The sequence below is a fragment of the Pseudooceanicola marinus genome (assembly GCF_020177265.1).
In the GTDB taxonomy this organism is placed as follows: domain Bacteria; phylum Pseudomonadota; class Alphaproteobacteria; order Rhodobacterales; family Rhodobacteraceae; genus Pseudooceanicola; species Pseudooceanicola marinus_A.
The window spans coordinates 18,990-35,265 of record NZ_JAIVMC010000001.1 but is presented as its reverse complement, the minus strand read 5'-3'; the positions used below and the strand labels follow the sequence as shown (position 1 = coordinate 35,265).

General features: G+C 66.2%; 12 protein-coding genes and 2 tRNA genes. 5 read left to right on the top strand and 9 right to left on the bottom strand.

What is annotated here, in order from left to right:
* Positions 1-86: 86 nt before the first annotated feature.
* A complete protein-coding gene (locus tag LC066_RS00170) occupies positions 87-467 on the bottom strand; it encodes a hypothetical protein (RefSeq protein WP_224896049.1) in 381 nt (126 codons plus the stop codon).
* Between the two features lie 237 nt (positions 468-704).
* On the opposite strand from LC066_RS00170, the gene LC066_RS00165 reads away from it, so the two are divergent.
* The gene (locus tag LC066_RS00165) at positions 705-1,526 is read left to right on the top strand and encodes a helix-turn-helix domain-containing protein (protein WP_222479343.1); all 822 of its coding nucleotides are present in this window, start codon (positions 705-707) and stop codon (positions 1,524-1,526) included.
* Positions 1,527-1,605: 79 nt separating this feature from the next.
* Here LC066_RS00165 and LC066_RS00160 read toward each other — a convergent pair whose 3' ends face one another.
* Complete coding sequence (locus tag LC066_RS00160; RefSeq protein ID WP_224896048.1) at positions 1,606-2,763, bottom strand: pyridoxal phosphate-dependent aminotransferase; 1,158 nt, start codon at positions 2,761-2,763, stop codon at positions 1,606-1,608.
* A 532-nt stretch (positions 2,764-3,295) separates the two neighbouring features.
* On the opposite strand from LC066_RS00160, the gene LC066_RS00155 reads away from it, so the two are divergent.
* Positions 3,296-4,102 (top strand): DsbA family protein, encoded by an 807-nt coding sequence (locus LC066_RS00155; protein WP_224896047.1) that lies wholly within the window; start codon positions 3,296-3,298, stop codon positions 4,100-4,102.
* Positions 4,099-4,836: a hypothetical protein gene (locus LC066_RS00150; protein WP_224896046.1), complete on the top strand. Its 738-nt coding sequence runs from the start codon at positions 4,099-4,101 to the stop codon at positions 4,834-4,836. The genes LC066_RS00155 and LC066_RS00150 overlap by 4 nt, the downstream gene beginning before the upstream one ends.
* Before the next feature lie 258 nt (positions 4,837-5,094).
* On the opposite strand, the gene ispG is transcribed toward LC066_RS00150, so the two are convergent.
* The 4 genes from ispG to hemA all read right to left on the bottom strand — a co-directional run bounded on the left by ispG (position 5,095) and on the right by hemA (position 10,259).
* A complete protein-coding gene (gene ispG, locus LC066_RS00145; RefSeq protein WP_222479352.1) occupies positions 5,095-6,225 on the bottom strand; it encodes a flavodoxin-dependent (E)-4-hydroxy-3-methylbut-2-enyl-diphosphate synthase in 1,131 nt (376 codons plus the stop codon).
* 133 nt (positions 6,226-6,358) lie between these two features.
* Positions 6,359-7,075 carry a class I SAM-dependent methyltransferase gene (locus LC066_RS00140; protein ID WP_224896045.1) on the bottom strand — a complete coding sequence of 239 codons (717 nt, stop codon included), beginning with the start codon at positions 7,073-7,075 and terminating at the stop codon, positions 6,359-6,361.
* 189 nt (positions 7,076-7,264) lie between these two features.
* Positions 7,265-8,479, bottom strand: a complete 1,215-nt coding sequence (locus LC066_RS00135; protein ID WP_222479356.1) for a RodZ domain-containing protein — start codon at positions 8,477-8,479, stop codon at positions 7,265-7,267.
* Positions 8,480-9,035: 556 nt separating this feature from the next.
* Positions 9,036-10,259, bottom strand: a complete 1,224-nt coding sequence (gene hemA, locus LC066_RS00130; RefSeq protein WP_222479358.1) for a 5-aminolevulinate synthase — start codon at positions 10,257-10,259, stop codon at positions 9,036-9,038.
* 609 nt (positions 10,260-10,868) lie between these two features.
* Here hemA and LC066_RS00125 point away from each other — a divergent pair.
* Both LC066_RS00125 and LC066_RS00120 read left to right on the top strand, forming a co-directional pair.
* Positions 10,869-12,263, top strand: coding sequence for a M20/M25/M40 family metallo-hydrolase (locus LC066_RS00125; protein ID WP_224896043.1), 1,395 nt, complete (start codon positions 10,869-10,871; stop codon positions 12,261-12,263).
* A gap of 56 nt (positions 12,264-12,319) precedes the next feature.
* Positions 12,320-12,727, top strand: coding sequence for a hypothetical protein (locus LC066_RS00120; protein WP_222479361.1), 408 nt, complete (start codon positions 12,320-12,322; stop codon positions 12,725-12,727).
* 316 nt (positions 12,728-13,043) lie between these two features.
* Here the strand turns inward: LC066_RS00120 and LC066_RS00115 are convergent.
* From LC066_RS00115 to LC066_RS00105, 3 genes are all read right to left on the bottom strand, one after another.
* A tRNA-Asp gene (locus tag LC066_RS00115) sits at positions 13,044-13,120 on the bottom strand.
* Positions 13,121-13,259: 139 nt separating this feature from the next.
* Positions 13,260-13,336, bottom strand: a tRNA-Asp gene (locus tag LC066_RS00110).
* A 242-nt stretch (positions 13,337-13,578) separates the two neighbouring features.
* Positions 13,579-16,242, bottom strand: a complete 2,664-nt coding sequence (locus tag LC066_RS00105) for an Rne/Rng family ribonuclease (protein WP_224896042.1) — start codon at positions 16,240-16,242, stop codon at positions 13,579-13,581.
* Positions 16,243-16,276: the final 34 nt, after the last annotated feature.

Sequence of the window (16,276 nt, the reverse complement as noted above, 5' to 3'; positions counted from 1 at the left end):
CCAAAAACAGCAAAAGCCGCGCGGGCCTCGCGCGGCTTTTCGTTTGGCACATCGCTGCGCCTGCCCACCGGGCGACGCCATGCCGCTCAGGCCATGCGCCCTTTCTGACGCTTTTTCGCGTCACGCTGGGCCTTGCCAGGGAAAGGCACCACGATCGGGCGCCCGTTGTCGCCGGGCGGCGTCGGATGCGACCTGGCGCCAGCTTTCGGGCGGATCTCGCCCACTTCGCGCAACTTGCAGGCCAGAGACGGGTAGTGTTCCTCGGCAACCACGCGCGGGTTCTCCACCAGCCGCATGTCGCCCCGCTCATTCAGCTCGAACTGAAGCAGATCGCCGGCATCAAGATGCGGCCGCGCCCCCTTGTTACCCATTGATTCCGCTCGGAAAAACGCCAGATCCCCGTGATCTTCGCACCAGACCACCGCCCTGTCGTTCTCGGCCGCACTCCACAGAACTATCCCGAACATTGGCTTCCCCGTGAATTGAAGACGCGTTTACCCTCGGTTCAGGATGAGTGAAAAGCGCGCGCTTTTACATAGGCCTTTCCGTGTCGTGGTGTCTGTTTTTGTGTCGCATCAATGACGAAATGACGTTATAGAGAAACATGCGTGACGTCTTTTCGCGTCACATCAAGGAAGAAGAAGACACGATCAGTGGAATAATGATGAGCAGACGCCATCAACGCACGTCCGGAGAGATAACAAGTGGTTAGCCTAGGTTTCAAAACCGATCAGTCCGACCTGAAGCCGGTCGAAATCCGCGGCATCTTCGGTGCGAATCTGCGCCAGCTCAGCAGCCAGTACCCGTCCATCGCAGGCCTGTGCCGCGAGCTGGGCATCAACCGCACGCAGTACAATCGCTATCTCTCCGGAGAGAGCTTCCCGCGTCCGGACGTCCTGCACCGCATCTGCCAGTTCTTCGGCACCGACGCCCGTATCCTGCTGGAGCCGGTGAACGAGGTGAAGCCGGCCAACCAGGACCTGCTGAGCCATCCCATCATCGCCGAGTACCTGGGCCGGGCGGCCACGCTGGTAGATGAGCAGATGTTCCCCTCCGGATTCTACCGCTTCACCCGGGTCAGCTTCATCGACAGCGAGAAGGCCGTTCTGGGCCTCGTGCATGTTTCGCGCGAGGACGGGTTCACCTTCCTGCGCGGTTTCGAGGCCCGCGAGGCGATGCGCCAGCAGGGTCTGCCCGACGACCCGCAGACCCGCGAGTTCCGCGGCCTGCTGATGGCGCAGGAACAGGGCGTTGCCGCCCTGGTGTCGCGCCGTGGTTCGGTGACCTGTTCTTTCAACTTCCTTGCCCGGGTAGCGGCCTTCGACAACAATTTCTGGGAAGGCTACACCACCCGCACCATCCGCGAGGCGGCGTCGGGGCCGCGCGCGGCCCGTGTCGTCTATGAACATCTTGGCCGCAACACGGCCCAGGTCTTCGCCAGTGCCCGCCAGGCGGGCCTGATCGACGCGGATCAGATCCCGGCATTTCATCGCCGGCTCCTGCGGCTCAACGAGCCTTTCCGCTGAACGCCGCAATGTTCCCCCACTCACGGTAAACAGGAAAGGGGCGCCCCCGGGCGCCCCTTTCGTCATTCTGCGGGCTGTTTCAGTCGACCAGTGCGCCGCGACGGGCCATGAATTTCTCCAGCCGCAGCAGACCCTCCTCGATATCCTCGGTGGCGCCCGCGTAGGAGAAGCGCAGGGTGCGCAGACCGCGCGCCTTGTCGAAATCGAGCCCCGGCGTCACGGCAACCCCGGCCTCTTCCAGGATCTCCCGCGCGAAGGCGCGCGAGTCTTCGGTCAGCGCGCTGACATCGGCATAGATGTAGAAGCCACCATCGGGCGGGGCGATATGGCCGAAGCCCGCCTTCGGCAGGCCTTTCAGCAGCAGGGCGCGGTTGCGCGCATAGACCGCGCGGCTTTCCTCCAGCTCGTCCATCGCCTCCAGCGCGCCGCAGGCGACAACCTGGCTGGCCGTGGGGGCGCAGATGAACATGTGCTGGGCAAGACGCTCGACCCGGCGCACGTGATCCTCGGGCACCACCATCCAGCCGACGCGCCAGCCGGTCATGCTGAAATACTTGGAGAAGGAGTTGATGACATAGGTGTCGTCGGTGATCTCCAGCGCGGTATGGGCGCGCTCCTCATAGTGCAGACCGTGGTAGATCTCGTCCGAAATCAGGGCGGTGCCCTCGGCCTGGGTCGCCTCCACCAGCTCCGTCAGCGCGGACTTGGACAGCATGGTGCCCGACGGGTTGCCGGGAGAGGCAACCATCAGACCATCCAGGCCCACGCCCCGGATATCCTCCGGCGCGGGCTGGAAACGCCGCGCCTCGGCGGTTTCCAGGACCACCGGCTCAAGGTCCATGGCCTTCAGGATCTGCAGGTAGGACGGGTAGCCCGGCGCGCCGATCCCCACCCGGTCCCCGGCGTCGAAGAGCGATGCGAAGCTGAGCAGGAAGCCGGCGGAGGAGCCGGAGGTGATGATGACCCGTTCCGGGTCCAGGTCGACCCCGTACCAGCGGTCGTAGAGCTTCGCGATGCCCTCGCGCAGCTCCGGCAGACCGACGGTCAGGGAATAGCCCAGCGACTCCGTCTCCAACGCCCTGGACAGCTTGTCGCGCGCTGCCTTCGGTGCTGGCGTCCCGGGTTGGCCGACCTCCATGTGGATGATGTGGCGTCCCTCGGCCTCCAGTTCGGCAGCACGGGTCATCACATCCATCACGATGAAGGCATCAACCTCTCCGCGGGTTGAAACTCGCATGAGCATCTCCGATGATTGTTGCAGATGTCATGGTTTCAACAGGCGCGTAGCGCGAGGTCAAGGAAGAGGGGGCCATATTGGCCCCGGAAGGGGGGCGTTAAATGGTGCACCTGCGCACAGTTTTTGCAGTTCGCCTGATTTTTCCCTCTGCGCCTGCACAGATTTTGATCCATTCGCGTCACCCTGAGGGCCAAAAGCGCCATCGGCGCGGATCGCGCCTGATCAGCCCCCTGCCCGACGCGCCCGTCTATCCATCCCTTGTCCAGCCTGCCGTCCTGCGCCCGAAAGACGCGCGTCTGTCCGGCCGCCCGGCCACCGGGTCCTGTGCCGCAGGGTCGCCCACCTTGGCAAGGCAGGCGGGATGTGTTGAATGCCATGAGGGAGGCGGAGAGACGACCCCGCCCCCGACCCGTCACCGCCGCCTGCGTGCGGCTTCCCCTGGGCCGCGCCGCACCGGCGCAGGTCTTCCGCGTCCCGCCACCCGTCCTCCGGGCGGCCCGAAACGGCCGACAGGCCCGATGAAAGATCCCAGATGATGCAAAGCCTTCGTTCCCGCCCGCTGCTTGGAGCCGCCACCACCGCCGCCCTGGCCCTGGGCGCCACCCTGCTGCCCTCCACCCTGCCCGCGCCCGCGCTGGCGCAGGAAAGCGTGCCCGGCACCACGCCCCTGACCGAGCCCGAGCGCGAACAGTTCCGCGCCGAGGTCCGCGCCTACCTGATGGAACACCCCGAGGTGCTGCTGGAAGCGATCCAGGTGCTGGAGAACCGGCAGCAGGAACAGGCTGCCGAGGCCGAGGTCTCGATGATCGAACAGAACGCCGAGGCGATCTTCAACGACGATCATTCCTGGGTCGGCGGCAACCCCGAGGGCGACATCACCTTGGTGGAATTCATGGACTACCGCTGCGGCTACTGCCGCAAGGCCTTCGAGGAGGTCGAGCAGCTGGTGGAGAGCGACGGGAACATCCGCTTCGTGCTGAAGGAATTCCCGATCCTGGGCGAAGACAGCGTTGCCGCCTCGCGCCTGGCCATCGCCACCCAGATCACCGCCGGCGACGAGGCCTACAAGACGCTGCACGACGCGCTGATGACCTATTCCGGCGGCTACGACGAAGTTTCCGCCACCCGCCTGCTGAACTCGCTGCAGATCGATCCGACCCCCGTGCTGGCCGAGCTGCAAAGCGACGAGGTGAACGCCGTGATCAATGCCAACCGCGCCCTGGCGCAGCAGCTGCAGATCACCGGCACGCCCACCTTCATCATGGAAGACACCATGCTGCGCGGCTACGTACCGCTGCAGGGCATGCGTTCCATCGTGGCGGACCTGCGCCAGGAATGATGCGCCCGCCCCGCGCCCTGGCCCTTGTCGGCCTCGTCGCCCCCGCGATCGCCCTCGCCGCCCTCGGGGCGCGGGCAGACGACCTCTGGCAGTCCCTGCAAAGCGATCCCGCCCTTCTTGGGCAGGAGTTGCGCGCCCTGCTGCTGGAGGAACCCGAGCTGATCGAACAGACCCGCGCCGAGGCCCGGCGCCGCATGGCCGCTGATGCCGCCTCCGACCTGGCCGCCGAGATCGCCGGGGACCGCGCCACGATCGCGGATCTGGCCGAGGCGCTGTTCAACGTCACGCCCCGGGGTTTCGGCGCGGCGAACGGCCCCGCCGGGATCACCCTCTTCACCGCCGCGCGCTGCGCCGACTGCCTGCAGGCCGAGGCCGAGCTGCGCGCGCTGGTGGAGGAGATGCCAGGCCTGCGCGTGGAACGCCGCAGCCTGTCCGACAGCCGTGCCGACCTGCTGGCCCGTGCCCTGGAAAAGGCGAAAGGCGCCGAGGCCGCCCTGGCCTATCGCACCGCGCTGGCCGAAGCGCCCGAGACGGATGCCGATACCGTTCTGCGACAGACCGGCGTCGATCCGCAGAGCCTGCCCATGTCCGACCGCCTACGCGCCGATCTCGCGGCCGAGGCCGCGCTGTTCACCCGGCTGGGGCTGGACGCCTCCCCTTCCTACGTGATGCCAGACCGGCTGATCCGGGGCGCCATGCCCGGGATCGTGCTGAAGCGCTACCTCAGCGAATAAAAGCCGATCACGGCGGCGTGACATTTTCAGGCGAGCCAGGTGTGCTATCTTTCCCGCCATGCGCGAGGAAAGCTTCCATAGACGGCCAAGACGCCTCAGCGACCGGCTCTTGGAGCTGGTGGTGCTGCTGCCTGTCGTGCTGTGGCACGTGGGCCGGGCGCTGTTCGGTATCGCTATAGGCCTGCTGGTCGTGCTGCTTCTGCTGCACGGCAGCTGAGACCGCGGGGCCATCCGCCGACCCCGCGCGGTGATGCCGGATCACTCCGCCGCCTGGGCCTCGACCTTGCCGTCCTCGATCGCCTGGGCGCGCTTTTCCACCTCTTCGACGATGTGATCGACCATCTGGTCGTTCGACATCTTGTGGCTGGCCTTGCCCGCCAGGTAGACCATCCCGCTGCCCGCGCCGCCGCCGGTGAAGCCCACGTCGGTCATCAGAGCCTCACCGGGGCCGTTCACCACGCAGCCGATGATCGAAAGGCTCATCGGTGTCTTGATGTGTTCCAGCCGCCGTTCCAGCGTCTCGACCGTCTTGATGACGTCAAAGCCCTGGCGCGCGCAGGAGGGGCAGGAGATGATGTTGACGCCCCGGTGCCGCAGCCCGAGGGATTTCAGGATCTCGTAGCCGACCTTCACCTCTTCCACGGGATCGGCCGACAGCGAGACGCGCAACGTGTCGCCGATACCCATCCATAGCAGCTGGCCCAGGCCGATGGCGCTCTTGATCGTGCCGGAGGTCAGACCGCCCGCCTCGGTTATCCCGAGGTGGATGGGCGCATCGGTCTGTTCCGCCAGCATCTGGTAGGCCATGGCGGACATGAAGACGTCGCTGGCCTTCACGCTGATCTTGAACTCGTGGAAGTCGTGGTCCTGCAGGATCTTGATGTGATCCATGCCCGATTCCACCATCGCGTCGGGGCACGGCTCGCCATATTTCTCCAGCAGGTGCTTTTCCAGGCTGCCGGCGTTCACGCCGATGCGGATGGAACAGTTGTGGTCCCGCGCCGCCTTGATGACCTCGGCCACGCGCTTCTCATCCCCGATGTTGCCGGGGTTGATCCGCAGGCAGGCCGCGCCCGCCTCGGCCGCTTCGATGCCGCGCTTGTAGTGGAAATGGATGTCCGCGACGATCGGCACGGGGCTTTCGCGGCAGATCTCCTTCAGGGCCTTGGCGCTGTCCTGGTCGGGCACGGAAACGCGCACGATGTCGGCCCCGGCCTCTGCGGCGCGCTGCACCTGGGCGATGGTGCCCTTGATGTCGGTGGTGACCGTGTTGGTCATCGTCTGCACCGAGATCGGCGCACCGCCCCCCACGGGCACGTCACCCACCATGATCCGGCGGCTTTCGCGCCGGTCGATGTTACGCCAGGGACGGACGGGATTATGCGACATGGGACAGGCCCTCTGGTTGCGCTTTGGGCGTTGGATACGACAGGCAGCGCAGCGGTGCAATGCGCCACGCCCGGCCGTCCTTCACAGATAGGAGGCCGGGGCGGCGCGCGAAACCCCATGCGGCCCGACAGGACTAGTCCTTGCGCCATTCCATGACGTGGAACCACGGCAGACGGGTGTATTTCTCCACCCTTTCGGCGGGGCCGCCATGGGGGGCGGGTTCGCTGAAATGGGTCAGGCGCAGGCCGGCGCGCAGCAGTGGCTGCATGTAGGCCTCCATCGGCCGGTGCCAGTTGACGATGCGGATCCCCGCCCATTCCTGCCATTCCGCACGGATCTCCAGGTAGCGGTCAGCGGCGAAATGGAGCGATCGGCCCTCGGCATCCTTCACCCAGCCCCCGGCGGAGCAGAAGGGATTGATGTTGGCGATCAGCAGCTGACCGCCCGGCCGCAGCACCCGCACCATCTCGGCCAGAGCCTCTTCCACCCCGTCAATGTCGATCAGCGTCAGATAGCTGACCAACAGATCGAAACTGCCGTCATCGAAGGGCAGCGCCTCGGCCTGTCCCGCGCAATAGCGCCCCGTCGGGTCGAGCGCCTCGGCCCGCGCGCGCAGGGGCTCCACCGGCTCCAGCCCCGTCGCGGGGATGCCGCGATCCCGCAGGAGGCGGCAAAACCGCCCCTCGCCGCAGCCTACGTCGAGGGCCGCGCGCGCCCTGGGCTGCTGCGCCTCCACCCGCTCCAGCATCACCCGATCGAGGATCCAGCGGCGCGAGAAATCGCCCTCCGCGCCCTGGCTGTCCATCCATGCCTCGGCCGAGGCCACCCAGCCGTTGATCGCATCCTGCATCGCCCTGCCTCGCATCTTTTCGCAAAGAGGCCCCTCCTAAGGGCCGTTGGCGAGGCTGGCAAGACAAGGTTCGATGACGCCTTCCTGCCCTCTCTCCGCGACCCTGAGGCCGCATGGGGTGGCGCGGAATGCAAAACGCCCGGGCACGTGGCCCGGGCGTTTCGGAAACTCATGCGGCGCTGGTGTCGCTCAGTCCTCGACGACCACCTGGCCCAGATCGGCCTCGGCCACGGCGATCATACGCTCGGCCTCGGGGTCGCGCGACAGGTCGGCCACGGCGTAGCTGGTCTTCAGGTCGTCGACAGACAGGCCCACGTTGCGGATCGTGCTGGTGCCATCCCCGGCGGGGCCATAATACTCGCCATCGACCTGGAAGTAGATCGAACCCGACATGCCCGCGCGCAGCACCGGCGCATCCTCGGTCCTGGGCAGCTCGTAGGTCTCGCCCGCATCCAGGATCTTCTCGAAGAGGATGGTGCCGTCATTGCTCTGCACCCGCACCCAGGCGGGGCGCACCGCCACCAGGCTGACGCCAGCCCGGGCTTCGGCGACCACCTGCGGGGAGCCGGGCGCAGCGCCGCCATCGGCCACACCGTCATCACTTTCCAGGCCCAGGGCCAGGGCCACGGCACGGTCCTCGTCGCTCATCTGGCTGCCCGACGGCGCACCGCGCGAGACGAGGCCCGTTGCGCCCGCGCCCGCCTGGGCGAAGGTGCCGATCTGCGACGGGTTCAGCGTGGAAATCGGGGCATCCCGGGACACGACCACCGGCACGTCCAGCGCCTTCGGGCGATAGAGACGGTCCATGCCGTCACGCGGCGGGTTGAAGACGCCGGAGGCCTCGGCGCTTTGCACCGGGTCCTCGACCACGCGGGTCGCGCCCGCCAGCGGGTCGATATCGGCCAGTACGTCCGGGGTGTTCTCGACCGGGGCGAAGCGCACCTGCTGAACCTCGTTCAGCACGCGATAGCCGCCGTAGGCCAGCCCACCGATCACCGCCAGCAGCACCAGCGACGACCCGATGGCCGCCGGCTCGATGCGCGACAGGAAGCTTTCGCCCTGGGGCACGAAGGGGGTGTTGGGGTCGGTGAAGGGATCGCTGCCCGGCGCCCGCTTGGCCTTGCGCGGCTCCAGCCGCGCATCGGGCTTGGCGCGCGAGGAGGCGTCGGCCGACATGCCGTGCGCGGTGGTGAACCCGCTTTCGGCGCAGAATTTCGCGTAGGTCTCATCCGGCTCCATGCCGAGGTAGCGCGCGTAGGACCGCACATAGCCTGCGATGAAACCGGGTGTATCAAATGCGTCGGGGTCGGCGTTCTCGATCGCGGCAATGTAATTTGCCTTGATCCGCAACTCGCGCTGCACGTCCAGAAGCGACTTGCCCATGGTCGCGCGTTCGCCCCGCATCACGTCCCCGAGCCGCAGCTCGAAGTCGTCGAATCCTCTCGGATCGTTGGGTGCTTTTCCCCTGTCAGGCTGCCTGCGCCGTATCATCCCGCTGCCCCGTTTGCCTTGAGTCGACCCGTGAATCCCCCGATTCGAGTCGTGTTCTTTGTTTAGAAGACGGTAACATGTTTCAAGCTATTTGGTGCGCGAATAGCGTGGCCCACGCCACATTTAGGCGTCCTTCCGCGCAGGATGCAAAGATTGTGGGACCTGGTGCCATCTTGCCTTTCCCGCCGCCGCGCCCCCGGGTCGGCCCGGAAAAACCGACCCGTCGGAAACGCTTACGGGTTATCCCGCTGGTAACAGTTCCGGTAACAAAGCGTAAAACCCTTACCGAAGAATGAAGGGCGCTTGGCTTCGGGCGCGCTCCAGCCGCCCCCCTTATCGCAAGCTCGCGCACTTGCCGGCGCACGTCCCTCACCCGAACGCCCCGTCGCTGACATCGAAATGAAACACCCGGGCCTGGCCCGGGTGCTTGCAGATCTGGTCTTGCTGGCGGGATCGCGCCCTGCCCCGTTCAGCCCGCCATTTCCTGGCGGTTCAGGGCGCAGTGCGACCACAGGCTGTCCATGGCGCGGATCAGCTTCTCGGTCTCCAGCGGCCCATGCACCGGGCTGGGGGTGAAGCGCAGACGCTCCGTGCCGCGCGGCACGGTGGGGAAGTTGATCGGCTGCACGTAGATGCCATGATCGTCCAGCAGCATGTCCGACAGCATCTTGGTGTGCACCGGATTGCCGACGATCACCGGCACGATGTGGCTGCCATGGTCGATCAGCGGCAGGCCCAGGGCCTTGAACCGGGTCTTCAGGATGGCGGCGCCTTCCTGGTGCTTGTCGCGCAGCGCCTGGTCGCCCTTCAGATGGCGGATCGAGGCGGCACAGCCGGCGGCCACGGCGGGCGGCAGCGAGCTGGAGAAGATGAAGCCCGGTGCGTAGGAACGGATGGCATCCACCATCTTGGCCGACGCGGCGATGTAGCCGCCCAGCACGCCAAAGGCCTTGGCCATGGTGCCGTTGACGATGTCGATGCGGTGCACGTTGTTGTCCCGCTCGGTCACACCGCCGCCGCGGGGGCCGTACATGCCGACCGCGTGGACCTCATCGATATAGGTCAGGGCGTTGAATTCGTCCGCAAGGTCGCAGATCTCGTCGATACGGCCGAAATCGCCATCCATCGAATAGACCGATTCAAACGCGATCAGCTTCGGCGCCGCCGGATCGTCGGCCTCCAGCAGTTCGCGCAGATGCTCGACATCATTGTGGCGGAAGATGCGCTTGGCCCCGCCGTTGCGGCGTACGCCCTCGATCATCGAGGCGTGGTTCAGCGCGTCCGAATAGATGATCAGGCCCGGGAAGAGCTTCGGCAGGGTCGAGAGAGTCGCGTCGTTGGCCACGTAGGCGGAGGTGAAGACCAGCGCCGCTTCCTTCTGGTGCAGGTCGGCGATCTCCGCCTCCAGCGCCTTGTGATACAGCGTCGTGCCCGAGATGTTGCGCGTGCCGCCCGACCCGGCGCCCGCCTTGTCCAGCGCGTCGTGCATCGCCTCCAGCACCACCGGGTGCTGCCCCATGCCGAGGTAGTCGTTGCCGCACCACACGGTCACCGGGCGCTCGGTCCCGTCGGGTCGGCGCCAGGTCGCGTGCGGGAAATGCCCCTTGTGACGGACGATGTCGATAAAGGTGCGATAGCGCCCTTCATCATGCAGCTTGCCGAGTGCCTGGTCGAGTTGGGCTTCGTAAGTCACGGGCTTGGTCTTTCCTTGCTTCGTCTTCACCTTGGCGGGCCGCTGCCGGTCTGTCACGGGATTTACGAGCCCCGTGCGGGCCCTTGCTGCTCTCGGTCCGTCTCTCATCGGGTCCGCCGCATGGCGGGCCGCCTCGGGTCTGTCCGCGGGCATTGAAACCCCTCGGGCGGTTCGGGTGTAACATCCCGGACCTCACTTTGGAATGAAAATAAGATCATCCCCCCGCGTTGGAAGCGTTACAAAATGCCGCCCCCTGCAACTTTGACATGGGTCAAGCCGGGACGGCTATCTGGCGAAAGGCGCAGGACTTTTCCTGCAGGCTCCCCGGCGCCGCGCCCGCCTGCCTGCGGCCACACCCTGCCGCCGGCGCCAAAAGGTCGGGTATCCCTTACTTTACCGCCCGGCACCGGGCATAGCAGAATGCCCTTACAAGTTTTCCCGTTTTCTTCAGGCCTTTTCAGCACCGACCCTTTTTCGCGACCCCGTCTGCCCCCGGCTGGCGGGGTCGTGCATTTGAGGACCAGCGGCATCCTCCGGCCCCACTCCGGCGCGGCTGGACACTCCGCCGCCCGGTGGTACGCTCCGCCCGAAACCGCGAAAGGAGCCGCCATGTCCGCCTCACCCTCCCTGGATCCCGTGCTGAACCACATCGACGGCGATCTGGATGATGCCACCCAGCGACTGATGGAGCTGCTGCGAATCCCCTCCATCTCGACCGACCCGGCCTACAAGGCTGATTGCGAAACCGCCGCCGACTGGCTGGTGGCCGATCTGACCTCCATCGGCGCTAAGGTGTCGAAGCGCCCCACCCCCGGCCATCCGATGGTCGTGGGCCATGTCGGCCCCGAGGGCGAGGACGTGCCGCATCTGCTGTTCTACGGCCACTACGACGTGCAGCCCGTCGACCCGCTGGAGCTGTGGAACACACCGCCCTTCGAGCCGGAGATCCAGGACACGCCCAAGGGCCGCGTCATCCGTGGTCGCGGGTCGTCCGATGACAAGGGCCAGCTGATGACCTTCGTCGAGGCCTGCCGCGCCTGGACCGAGGTGCACGGGCAACTCCCCTGCCGCATCACCTTCTTCTTCGAGGGCGAGGAGGAAAGCGGCTCTCCGTCGCTGATCCCCTACATGAAGGAAAACGCCAAGGAGCTGAAAGCCGATGTCGCCTTGATCTGCGACACCGCCATGTTCGACCCCAAGACGCCGGCGATCGTCACCATGCTGCGCGGCATGCTGGGCGAGGAGCTGACGGTGACGGGGCCGGACAAGGACCTGCACTCGGGCTTCTACGGCGGGGCGGCGATGAACCCGATCCGCGCGTTGTCCAATGTCGTGGCGGCGCTGCATGACGATCAGGGCCGCGTGACCATCCCCGGCTTCTACGATGGCGTGCCGGAGGTGCCCGCCGAGCTGATGGCACAGTGGGAGGGTCTGGGCTTCGACGCCGACCAGTTCCTGGGCGACGTGGGCCTGTCGAAACCGGCCGGCGAACAGGATCGGACGCCGCTGGAAATGGTCTGGTCCCGTCCCACCTGCGAGGTGAACGGGATCTGGGGTGGCTACACCTCCGAAGGGTTCAAGACCGTGCTGCCCTCGCAGGCGCACATGAAGATCTCCTTCCGCCTGGTGGGCCAGCAGGACCCCCATGCGATCCGCGAAAGCTTCCGCGCCTATGTGCAGGAGCTGCTGCCCGAGGACTGCAAGGTGGAGTTCAAGGCCCATGGCGCCTCCGGCGCGGGACAGATGGATATCTCCGACCCGGCCTTCGAGAAGGCGCGCCAGGCGCTGTCCGACGAATGGCCCAACCCGGCGGCCTATATCGGCTGCGGTGGGTCCATCCCGATCGCGGGGCATTTCGGGCGCCTGCTGGACATGAACGCCATGCTGATTGGCTTCGGGCTGGAAGATGATGCGCTGCACTCCCCCAACGAGAAATACGATCTTAACTCCTTTCATAAAGGAATCAGAAGCTGGGCCCGGGTGCTGGACGCGCTGAGCCGCTGACGAAACCGCCGCGCGTCTCTCCCCCGGCCCGTTTCGCCGGCCGGAGGAGAGACGCCATGGCCCTGAATATCGAAGAAGAGATCGACGCCCGCCTGCATGCCATCGAGGCCGAACCCTATGCCTCGGCGGCGGTGACGGACATCCGGCGGGAGATCCTGCTGGTGCAGGACGTGATCCACACCACCGGCGCTGAGGCCGCGCCCGCGCTGCGCGGCCTCAGCCAGATCGAGGTGACCGGTATCGCCTCGCCCAGTTCCCAGGTGACGCGCGGCATCCTGCGTTTTCGCGCCCCCGAGGACCTGAAGCCCCCCTATTACAAGGAAGAAGACCAGACGATCCGTCTGTGGCTGGACCAGGCGCATCTGGATCACGTCCTCTACCAGCTGCAGCACCGCAAACGCTGGCTGTGGATCGGCATCTGGCCCGATGGGTTCACCTACGCCGATCTACACTCGCGGCCCTGAGAGGCGCGCAGGGGCGGCGTCAGGCCGGGATGCGACGGCGGCGGGGGGCTCTGCCCCCGTCTCCGTGCCGGAGACTCCCCCGGAGTATTTTCGACGACGTGAAGAAGCGGGATGGTGCTTGCCGCCGGCGGATCACGTATGCCTAAGACTGGAGGTCCTGTCGGCTAGAGGCTTCCAGGGCGAGCTTGTTGGGAGCAATCAGGCGCCCTGCTTCGCAGGCCGGGCGTGGCATGCGGCAGAGACAGGCACGGTCGGGAACCGACGCGCGTCGGGGCCACTTCGACCATGGGCATCTGAAGATGATCTGGGAGGAAAGTGGCGCGGTTGACGGGGCTCGAACCCGCGACCTCCGGCGTGACAGGCCGGCACTCTAACCAACTGAGCTACAACCGCGCGTAGGGCGTGGAATAGTCTGGGGCGCCGGGCAGGTCAATGAGAAAATGCGCCCCTCGCGCAAGGAATTTTGGACGGCGCAACGCCTTGGCCGAAAACGCAAAAAGCGCCCCCGAAGGGACGCTTTCTAGGACGGTGATGGCGCGGTTGACGGGGCTCGAACCCGCGACCTCCGGCGTGACAGGCCGGCACTCTAACCAACTGAGCTACAACCGCTCTCTCACCGTGGAGGGCGTTCTAAGCGGAGGGGCCGAAACCGTCAAGCAGGAAAAACAACACTCATGGAAAAAAGACGCATCCCTTTGATAAGTATCGCTTTCTCCATCCTGGCACGGCGCTCGGTGTCGGCGCCCCCCCCTCCCCGCAGGCAAATGGGCTGGGACCGCGCCTGAACACCTTCAAACGCAAGAAGGCCGCCCCAGGGGGCGGCCTTCCGTGTCCGGGTATGGGGCGCGGGATCAGCCCAGCGACCACCAGCCACGTTTCTTGGGCTTGGCCGGGGCGGCCTCTTCGGGCTCCTTCGCAGCCTCGGCCTCGGCCTCGGCCATGGCAGGCTCCGGCGCGCGCTCTTCCTCGGCGGGCGTCTCCTCGGCTTCTGCCGGGGCTGCCTCGGCGGTTTCCGCCTCGGCCGCCTCCGCAACCTCCTCGGCAGCCGGTTCGGCCTCGGAGGCGGGAGCATCCTCGGAGGTCTTCGCAGCGGGCGTCTCGGCCTCGACCGGCGTCGCGTCCTGCGCCGGTGCTTCTTCCGCCACTTCGGCCACGGGAGCGGCCTCCTCGGCTGCCTTGGCCTCTACAGGAGCAGCCTCGGGCTCCGAATTGTCCTTGGCGGAGGCATCTTTCGGCGCCTTGGCCTCTGCCGCCTTCGCCGGCTGCTGATCCTCGCCGGAGACGTTGTCGTCCCCGCTCACGGAATCATCGCCAGACCCGTTGTCGCCCTTGTTCTTCCGACGCCGACGGCGCCGACGACGTTTCTTCTTCGGCTGGTCGCCGTCCTCGCCATTGCCGGAGGGTGCCTCGGAGCGATTGCCCCCCTCGGAGGCAGCGGTTTCCTCCTCCGGGGTTTCCGGAACCTCGCTCTCGTCCTCCTCCTCGCTCGACTCGTCGATGCTGTCCATCAGCGAGCTGCTGGCTGAGATGACATGGGCCACCTCGGCCACCTTGCGGGTGGCGGTCTTGAACTTCTCGATCTCGCAGTCGGGCGAGACCATCGAGGGCACGCCCTCGATCCGCACGGCCATGCCATAGCGGGCCTCGATCATCGCCACATGCTCGCGCTTCTGGTTCATCAGGTAGTTGGCGATGCCCACGGGCACCTTCACCAGAACCTCGCGGGTACGGCGGCGGGTGCCCTCTTCCTCGATCTGACGCAGCACGGACAGGGCCATGTTGTCGTCAGACCGGATCAGGCCGGTGCCGTGGCAATGCGAACAGGGCTGCGTCGTGGCTTCGATCATGCCGGGGCGCAGACGCTGGCGCGACATCTCCAGCAGGCCGAAGCCCGAGATGCGGCCAACCTGGATGCGCGCACGGTCGGTCTTCAGCTTGTCCTTGATCTTCTTTTCGACGGCGAGGTTGTTCTTGCGCTCGTCCATGTCGATGAAGTCGATGACGATCAGCCCGGCCAGGTCGCGCAGACGCAGCTGGCGCGCCACCTCTTCGGCGGCCTCCAGGTTGGTCTTCGTCGCGGTCTCCTCGATCGACCCTTCCTTGGTGGCCCGGCCGGAGTTCACGTCGATCGCCACCAGCGCCTCGGTCACGCCGATCACGATGTAGCCACCGGATTTCAGCTGCACCGTCGGGTTGAACATGCCGCCCAGGTAGCTCTCGACCTGGTAGCGCGCGAACAGCGGCAGCGGGTCGGTGTAATGCTTCACGTTCTTGGCGTGGGACGGCATGATCATCTTCATGAAGTCCTTGGCGTTGCGGTAGCCGCGTTCGCCTTCCACCAGAACCTCGTCGATCTCGCGGCTATAGAGGTCGCGGATCGAGCGTTTGATCAGGTCGCCTTCCTCGTAGATCTTCGCCGGCGCGATAGATTTCAGCGTCAGTTCGCGGATCTGTTCCCACAGGCGCTGCAGGTATTCGTAGTCGCGCTTGATCTCGGTCTTGGTGCGCTTGGCGCCAGCCGTGCGCACGATCAGACCCGCGCCGGTCGGCACGTCGATCTCGGCGGCGATCTCCTTCAGCTTCTTGCGGTCGGCGGCATTGGTGATCTTGCGGGAGATGCCGCCACCACGGGCGGTGTTGGGCATCAGGACGCAGTAGCGGCCCGCGAGGGAGAGGTAGGTGGTCAGGGCCGCGCCCTTGTTGCCACGCTCTTCCTTGACGACCTGCACCAGCAGGATCTGGCGGACCTTGATGACTTCCTGGATCTTGTAGCGCTTGGGGCGCGGCTTGCGCGGCGGGCGGATATCCTCGTGATCGTCGTCATCGGCCACCGACTCGATGTCGCTGTCCTTCTCCGACGAGCTGCGCGAACGCGACCGGCCCTTGCGCGGGGCGTTGCCCTCGCCTTCGCCGTCATCGTCGCTGCTGTCGTCGGAGGCCTCGGCCGCGTCATCCTCGGCGCTCAGCGCCTCGTCGCCGGATCCGTCTTCGGGCTCCTCCACCGGCGTCTCGCGCACGGTTTCCATGGGCGAGCTGCCCTCTTCGGTGGAATCGCCCGCGTCGAGGTCGATGGTTTCCATCCCCTCGATCTGGTCGCTGTCGCCGTCCGTGGCCTCCTTGGAGACCGTCGCATCGGCGCTGTCGGCCTTGGCGGCGCGCGACCGGGTGCGCGAGCGGCTCTTCTTCGGCTTCTCGTCTTCTTCCTCGCGGGCGCGCATCGCCTCGGCATAGGCGCGCTCTTCCTCCATCAGGGCCTCACGGTCCGCGACCGGGATCTGGTAGTAGTCCGGGTGGATTTCCGAGAAGGCAAGGAAGCCGTGGCGGTTGCCGCCGTAGTCGACGAAGGCCGCCTGCAGCGACGGTTCGACCCGGGTTACCTTTGCAAGATAGATATTGCCGGCGAGTTGCCGTTTGTTTTCGGATTCGAAGTCGAATTCCTCGACCTTGTTTCCATCCACCACCACGACGCGGGTTTCTTCCGCGTGGGTGGCGTCGATAAGCATTTTCTTGGCCATGTGTTCCAATTGCACGCCGAAACGCCCCCGTCGC

Coding starts and splice junctions, on each gene's coding strand:
- LC066_RS00125 (WP_224896043.1), top strand. CDS start 10,869: ATGTCCGCCTCACCCTCCCTGGATCCCGTGCTGAACCACATCGACGGC.
- LC066_RS00170 (WP_224896049.1), bottom strand. CDS start 467: ATGTTCGGGATAGTTCTGTGGAGTGCGGCCGAGAACGACAGGGCGGTG.
- ispG (WP_222479352.1), bottom strand. CDS start 6,225: ATGTCGCATAATCCCGTCCGTCCCTGGCGTAACATCGACCGGCGCGAA.
- LC066_RS00150 (WP_224896046.1), top strand. CDS start 4,099: ATGATGCGCCCGCCCCGCGCCCTGGCCCTTGTCGGCCTCGTCGCCCCC.
- LC066_RS00160 (WP_224896048.1), bottom strand. CDS start 2,763: ATGCGAGTTTCAACCCGCGGAGAGGTTGATGCCTTCATCGTGATGGAT.
- LC066_RS00140 (WP_224896045.1), bottom strand. CDS start 7,075: ATGCAGGATGCGATCAACGGCTGGGTGGCCTCGGCCGAGGCATGGATG.
- LC066_RS00135 (WP_222479356.1), bottom strand. CDS start 8,479: ATGCGGGGCGAACGCGCGACCATGGGCAAGTCGCTTCTGGACGTGCAG.
- LC066_RS00155 (WP_224896047.1), top strand. CDS start 3,296: ATGATGCAAAGCCTTCGTTCCCGCCCGCTGCTTGGAGCCGCCACCACC.
- LC066_RS00105 (WP_224896042.1), bottom strand. CDS start 16,242: ATGGCCAAGAAAATGCTTATCGACGCCACCCACGCGGAAGAAACCCGC.
- LC066_RS00120 (WP_222479361.1), top strand. CDS start 12,320: ATGGCCCTGAATATCGAAGAAGAGATCGACGCCCGCCTGCATGCCATC.